The 1,073-nt window shown below is 68.0% G+C and carries 1 protein-coding gene; it reads right to left on the reverse strand.

The genetic code is table 11. The annotated features are described in order from the left end of the window. Positions 1-996: IS630 family transposase (locus tag ACFVGY_RS37865; RefSeq protein ID WP_385687146.1), on the reverse strand; the 996-nt coding region annotated here is incomplete at its 3' end. Positions 997-1,073 lie beyond the last annotated feature (77 nt).

The following is a 1,073-nucleotide window of genomic DNA, read 5'->3' on the forward strand; positions in this document are numbered from 1 at the left end:
GTAGGCGTGCAGGGCCCGGGTCTGGACGGTGTGATTGGGGTGGTTCGAGTTAGCCAGGGTGAACTGCCGCAGCGGTCCGAAGTGGGCCTCGATGGGGTTGGCCCAAGAGGCGTAGGTCGGGGTGAAGCACAGCTCGACCTTGTTTTTGGCCGCCCACCGTTTCATCCGCCAGTTCGTATGGGCGGAGAGGTTGTCGAGGATCACGTAGATCGGGGCACCGTCCGGACGGGCGGCCCGGATCGTCCGCATGGCCGCCCAGGTGTGGTCGATGCCCTTGCGCCTGTGGTTGACGCCCCACATCTGGTCGTCGCCGACGGAGTAGCAGCCGTGGAAGTAGGTGATCCCGTGGGTGCGGCGGAACGTCGCCGGCAGCCGGTCCGGGCGGCCGCGCTCGGCCCAGCAGGAGCCGGCGGTCGGGCGGATGCCCAGCGGCCCGAACTCGTCGAAGGCGAACGTGCGGTCCGGCCGCTCGTTGATCGCGTACTCGATCCGGGCGAGCTTGGCATCGAAGTCCGGATCCGGGGACTCCTTCCAGGTTTTCGTGCGCTGGAAGGAGATCCCGCGGCGGGCCAGTAAGCACCGCAGGGCCTCCCGGCCGATCCCGATCGGCCGGGAGATGTTCCTGCGCAGGTGATCGGCGAGCTTGCGGATCGACCAGCGAGTGAAGGGCTTGCCGAGCTGCGTCGGGCGGGTGGTGGCCGTCCGAACGACAAAGTCCTCGTCGTCACGACTGAGCAGGCGGGGACGGCCTCCCGCCCACAGAGGGTCCAGACATGCGAGCCCGATCTCATTGAAGCGGTGGATCACGTCACGCACGGTGTCCTCGTCCGCCTGGACCAGACGGGCGATCACCGGGACGGTGCTGCCCCCGGACGAGGCCAGCAGCATCATCGCCCGCCGAAACCGCACCGAGCTGGTACTTCCCCGCCGCACGACCTGCTGCAGCTTCTGCCCTTCCTGCTCGGTCAGCCTGCGGACCCGGACCAGTTGAGCCATCCTGCCTCCCCGTGCTGGTCGTCACTTCCGCCCAGCACAACGAGCGACCCGGTGAACGTTCACGGTCACAGCACTAG

Origin of the sequence: Streptomyces sp. NPDC127106 (assembly GCF_042677605.1) — a bacterium.
Classification (GTDB): domain Bacteria; phylum Actinomycetota; class Actinomycetes; order Streptomycetales; family Streptomycetaceae; genus Streptomyces.